Annotated in this window: 3 protein-coding genes; 1 reads left to right on the top strand and 2 read right to left on the bottom strand. The window is 70.9% G+C overall.

Annotated elements, in window-relative coordinates:
• Positions 1–66: 66 nt before the first annotated feature.
• Positions 67–2292, bottom strand: a complete 2226-nt coding sequence (locus tag AOK18_RS17770) for an OmpL47-type beta-barrel domain-containing protein (protein WP_240503220.1) — start codon at positions 2290–2292, stop codon at positions 67–69.
• The gene (locus AOK18_RS17765) at positions 2289–4790 is read right to left on the bottom strand and encodes a ThuA domain-containing protein (RefSeq protein ID WP_240503219.1); all 2502 of its coding nucleotides are present in this window, start codon (positions 4788–4790) and stop codon (positions 2289–2291) included. The genes AOK18_RS17770 and AOK18_RS17765 overlap by 4 nt, the downstream gene beginning before the upstream one ends.
• 259 nt (positions 4791–5049) lie before the next feature.
• Here AOK18_RS17765 and AOK18_RS17760 point away from each other — a divergent pair.
• On the top strand, positions 5050–5803 hold a 754-nt coding region (locus tag AOK18_RS17760; protein ID WP_055695014.1), incomplete at its 3' end, for a multicopper oxidase domain-containing protein.

The raw sequence follows: 5803 nt of genomic DNA, 5'->3' as shown, positions 1-5803 counted from the left end.
CGCGGCGGTTCACCCCCGCGGCGGGCTCAGCCCCGCGCCGGGACGGTCCGCGTCACGGCGGGGGCTTCACGGCAGCTCCTTGATCCGGACGTCCCGGTACGAGACCACGTCCGTGGTGCCGTGCACCTGGAGGCCGATGTAACCGGAGGCGAACCGCCGCCCGTCCGTGCCCGGGTCGTCCGGGCGCGACGGGACGAAGTCCTGGCCGCCGGTGTTGTCGAACTCGTTGATCAGCACGCCGTTGCGCAGGACCGAGTAGTGCTGGCCCTCCACCCGGATCTCGTAGTCGTTCCAGGTGCCCTTCTGGGTCACCCCCGCACCGGCCAGGCCCACCCGGTCGAAACCGTAGACCGAGCCGGTCTTGTACATGTCGCCGGTGGGCGAGTCGAACACCTGGACCTCGTGCCCGTACTTGATGGCGGCCCACTCCGGCCGGCTCTCCTCCGGGTGGTCGTGGATCTGCGGGAACCGCACGAACACACCGGAGTTGGCGTTCCCGGTCCCCGGGGCGTCGTCGCGCCACTGCAGCTTCAGCGAGAAGTCGCCGTACTTGCGCTCGGGGAACCACAGCATGCCGAGCCCGGACCTCGTGGTGCCGGACGTGATCGATCCGTCCGGGTTCAGCGCGAACGAACCACCGCCCACCTGCTGCCACGCGGCGAACGACTCCGCACTGCCGTCGAGGATCGCGCGGTAGCCGTCGGTCTGCCCCGGCGAGCCGATCCCGGACCGGCGGGCCGCCTGGTTGACGGCTTGGTACTCGCGCCGATCGACGACGCCGTCCTTCCTGAGCTCGTCCAGCACGCCCCTCACGTGCTTCAGGAACAGCGCGTGCGACGTCCACTCCCTCTCGTCCTCGATCAGCTCGCCGATCCGGCACCGGTTGCCGGTGACCCGGTTGGGCACGCCCGAGTCGACCTCGCCGACGAACACCGTCAGCCGCTCGTCGAGCTCCGGGCAGGGCGGCGGGGGAACCTGGCCCGACACGACGGTGAAGCTCACCGTGAGCGGCGCGGAGGTGTTGCCCGCCTCGTCGCTCGCCCGGTACGCCACGGTGTGCCGGCCCGCCCGGTCGACGACCACGGGCCGCGTGTACGCCAGGTAGGGTCCGCCGTCGAGCGAGTACTCGATGACGGCGACGCCGCTGCCGTGCGCGTCGGTGGCGCTCACGGTCACCTTCGCGCTGCCGACGTACGCGCCGGCGGAGTTCTTCGTGCCCTCGACGCTCACGCCCGTCACCGGCGGGGTGGTGTCCCGCGGGGGCGCGGCGACGACGGTGAACCCGACGCTCTTGACCGCCGAGACGTTGCCGGCCCTGTCGGTGGCGCGGTAGCGCACGGTGTGCGTGCCGACCTGGTGCACCATCACCGGCCCGCCGTACGCCTGCCAGGCGCCGGAACCGACCGCGTACTCGATGGTGTTGACCCCGGATCCCGTGTCGGAGGCGCTGACGGTGACGGTCGCCATGTCGACGTAGGCGCCGTCGGCGTTCCTCTCGCCGGACACCGTCGCCGAGGTCTCCGGGGCGGTGGTGTCGTCCGACTGCGGGGCGACGACGGTGAATTCCACGCTCCCGACCGCCGAGACGTTGCCCGCCCTGTCCAGGGCGCGGTAGCGCACGGTGTGGGTGCCGACCCGGTCGACGACCACCGGCGCGGTGTACGGCTGCCAGGCGCCGTCGGCGCCGGTCGCGTACTCGATCCGGTCGACGCCCGAGCCCTTGTCGGTGGCCTCGACGACGACGCTCGCCGAACCGACGTACGCGCCCTCGGTGTTCCGCGTGCCGGTGACCTCGGCCGTCGCCTCGGGCGCGGTGGTGTCCTCCCCGCTGCCCTCGGTCACCACCAGGATGCCCTGCATCGCCCCGTGGCCGGGGATCGTGCAGTGGTAGAAGTAGCGGCCCGGCGTGAGCGTGACCTCGGCGGTGTGCCGGCCGCCCCGGTCGTCGGAGGGGTTGGCGAGGATGTTCAGCTGGACGTCGCCGTTGAACTCGGGGTCCGACGTGGCGAACGTCAGCGTGTGCGGCATGCCGGTGGTGTTGCCGGTGGCCGCGCTGTTCTCGAAGACGATCGTCGCCGGTCCGGCCACCGCGGTCGCCGGTGCGGAGAGGTACTTGTCGATGTCGTTGCCCGCGGTCCAGGTGAGCACCTGGTCCGCCGCGGCCCGCGCCCTCCCCGCCCGCTCCGCGTCCGGCTCACCGGCCGCGGAGACGGACTGCAGGCCGAACACCACGAGGAGGGCGGCCAGCAGGGCGGCCCAGACCCTTCGCTGCCCGTGCACCACTGGTTTCACTCGGCCTCCCTCGCCAGCAGGCCGGCGGCCGGGGTCGGGCCGCCGCCCTTGTAGGTGACCCGCCACAGCGCGGACTTGGAGTCCGAGGTGAAGAAGCCGCGGCCGTAGTCGAGGACGTACAGCGCGCCGTCCGGACCGAACTTCCAGTCCATCAGGTTCTTGATGCCGTCGTTGCCGACCGGCACGATCTTCTTCAGCGACTCCGAGTGCACCGGCAGTCCGCCGTCGCCCTGCGTCTTCGGGTTCATGAGCACCGCGTGGCGCGGCTGGTCGGCGTCGTAGAAGTCGCCGACGAACCACTTGCCGTCCCAGTAGGCCGGCCACTTGGTGTCGCTGTCGCTCGCCTCGTCGAAGCGGTAGACGGGCCCGTTCATCGCGGCCTGCCCGCCGCCCTTGAGCCAGGGCAGCCGGTAGGTGGCCTCCTCCTGCTTGTAGGAGGGGACGCCGTCGGCGTTCCGGGGGAAGTCCGGGCCGCCGCCCTGCGGCGAGTACCAGATGTTGTTGCCGGTCACCGGCGGCAGGTTGACCAGGCCGTCGTTGTTCGGCGACTCGTTCTTCGGGCGGTCGCAGTCGTACCAGCCCAGTGGCTGCGAGGGGTCGGGCAGGTTGCGGTCCCGGTAGGGCTGCTTGTTGCCCATGCAGTACGGCCAGCCGCGGTTGGACGCCTCGGTGATCGCGGCGAAGGTGTCGTACTTGGCGGGGCCCCAGGTCGTCGACGGCTGACCGGCGTCCGGGCCGACCCAGCCGGCGTAGAGCACGTCGGTCACCGGGTCGACGGAGATGCGCGCCGGGTTGCGCACTCCCATCACGTAGATCTCGCCGCGCGTCTTGCCGCCGCCCTCGGCGGTCTCCTCGCCGGTGAACAGGTTGCCCTCGGGGAGGGTGTACGTGCCGTCCGGCTCGGGGTGGATGCGCAGGATCTTGCCGTTGAGGTTGTTGGTGTTGCCGGCCGTGCGGCGCGCGTCCGCGAAGGAGACGCCCTTGTAGTTCGGCTCGGGGTTGTTGCCCGAGTAGCCGCCGCTGAAGCCGCTGGAGTTGTTGTCGCCGGTGGCGATGTACAGGTTGTCCTCGGAGTCCCAGGCCAGTCCGCCGCCCGAGTGGCAGCAGCTGTGGATCTGCACCGGCCAGTCGAGCAGCACCTTCTCGCTGGTCAGGTCCAGCTTGCCGGTGGACTCGTCGAACGTGAAGCGGGAGACTCGGCGGTCGGCCATGCGCTTGACCCGGTCGATCTCCGAATGGGGGGTGTAGTGCAGGTACACCCACCCGTTCCGCTCGAACGCCGGGTCCAGCTCGATGCCGAGCAGCCCCTCCTCGACCTTGACCAGTTCGTCGCCGCCGCCCTTGTTGCCGAAGACGGTGAGTGCGCCGGCCAGGGTGACCTTCCCGGTCTTCGGGTCGTAGACGTGGATCTCGCCCGTGCCCTTGCCGATGTCGGGGTCGTTCCAGTCGGTGACCACCGGCCGGGAGGAGTCCGCGCCGCCGCGGCCGATGTAGAAGACGCGGCTGTCGGGGGCGGTGACCAGTCCGTGCGGTTCGCCGATCTGGTCGTTGCGGCCCGGCTGGTTGGGCCGGGTGAGCCGTTCCGCCTCGTAGTTGCCGTTGATCGTCGCCTTGCAGTCCGCCTGGACGAGCCGGGTGGTCCACAGCAGGGCGCCGCGCAGGTGGTCGCGGAAGTCGGTCTCGTCGTACGACGACGCCGTGCCGCCCATCCCCGTGTAGAAGGACCGTCCGCCGTCGTAGTCGCGGCACCAGCTCACCGGGTGGTCCGCGCCGTGGGCGCCCGCCCCGGGCCGGTAGGTGGACTCGCGGACCCTAGCCACGGTGTGCACCTCGCCGGACGGGTTCTTCGCCCAGTTCAGCCACTTGTCCGGCCGCTTCCACTCCTGTGGCAGGCCCTTGGTCGCCGGATGCCGCCGGTCGCCGACCTCGACGGTCGCCCGCTGGACGTCCGCCGGGCCGGACGCGGCCGGGCGGGCGCCGATGAGACCGGTGAACCAGTCCGAGTACGGCTCCGCGCGGGCCGCGTCGTGGAGGCCGACGAACCCGCCGCCGGCCTCCATGTAGGCCTCCAGACCCGCCTCCTGCGCCGGGTCGAGGACGTCTCCGCCGCCGGTGAGGAAGACGACCGCGTTGAAGCGGCTCAGCCGGGTGTCGTTGGTGAACACCGAGGCGTTGTCCGTCGCCGTGACCGTGAACCGCTGGTTCCGCGGCCCGGACAGCCCGATCTCCTCGATCGCCTCGATCCCGGCGTTCACCAGCGGCGACTCGTCGCCGGCCGCGGCGGAGCCGTGGAACAGCAGCACCCGTACGTCGGCGCCGCCCGGGGGCGACGTGATCGACATCGTTGTCAGGGCCGGGTCGGGGGCCGGGCGCGCACTGGCGGCGGGACCCGACAGCAGTCCGGCGGCGACCACTCCGGCGGCGACGGCCGCCGCCCAGGCCCGTCGCCCCGTTCCGTTCGTCCTCGTGCTTCTCGTGCTCGACCCGCGCAAGCGCACGGGTCCTTGATGCGAGGTGAACCGCACGTGGTCACCCACCCCTCCTCGGTCGCGGCAACAGCGTCAAGGAAGCTAGACCTCTTTGCGTCACACGCCAATACCTATGGCCGCAATGGAACGAACTTTGTCCTGAGTGTGGATAAACAGAGGGGCGGCCGCTACGGTTTCTCGGGTTCATGACAGTCGGTTCACCGCCGGCGCGCACACGCCTTCCGATGCTCGGCACCATCGAGTCCCGTACCAGTAAGGGGAGTTCGGCATGGACAGACGCGGCTTCAACCGGCGGGTGCTGCTGGGCGGCGCGGTCGCGGCGACATCGTTGTCCCTGGGCTCCTCCGAAGCGGTGAGCGCCCCGAGCCCGGCGAGGACGGCACCCGCGGGCGGCGAGGTGAGGCGGATCAAGCTGTACGCCGAGCGCCTGGACGGCGGGAAGATGGGCTACGGCCTGGAGAAGGGCAAGGCGTCCGTCCCCGGCCCGCTGATCGAACTCAACGAGGGCGACACGCTGCACGTGGAGTTCGAGAACACCATGGACGTAGCGGTGAGCCTGCACGTCCACGGCCTGGACTACGAGATCTCCAGCGACGGCACCAAGATGAACCGCAGCGACGTCGCACCCGGCAGCACCCGCACCTACACCTGGCGCACCCACAAGCCCGGACGGCGCGCGGACGGCACCTGGCGGTCGGGCAGCGCCGGCTACTGGCACTACCACGACCACGTCGTCGGCACGGAACACGGCACCGGCGGCATCCGCAACGGCCTGTACGGCGCGGTGATCGTCCGGCGCAAGGGAGACATCCTGCCGGACCGCACCCACACGATCGTCTTCAACGACATGACGATCAACAACCGGCCCGCCCACACCGGACCCGACCTCGAGGCCACCGTCGGCGACCGCGTCGAGATCGTCATGATCACGCACGGCGAGTACTACCACACCTTCCACATGCACGGTCACCGCTGGGCCGACAACCGCACCGGCATGCTCACCGGGCCCGACGACCCCAGCC

The organism is Streptomyces prasinopilosus (assembly GCF_001419695.1).
Taxonomy (GTDB): domain Bacteria; phylum Actinomycetota; class Actinomycetes; order Streptomycetales; family Streptomycetaceae; genus Streptomyces; species Streptomyces prasinopilosus.
Note: the sequence above shows the minus strand (reverse complement) of the source record. Positions and strands in the feature narration are given on the sequence as shown.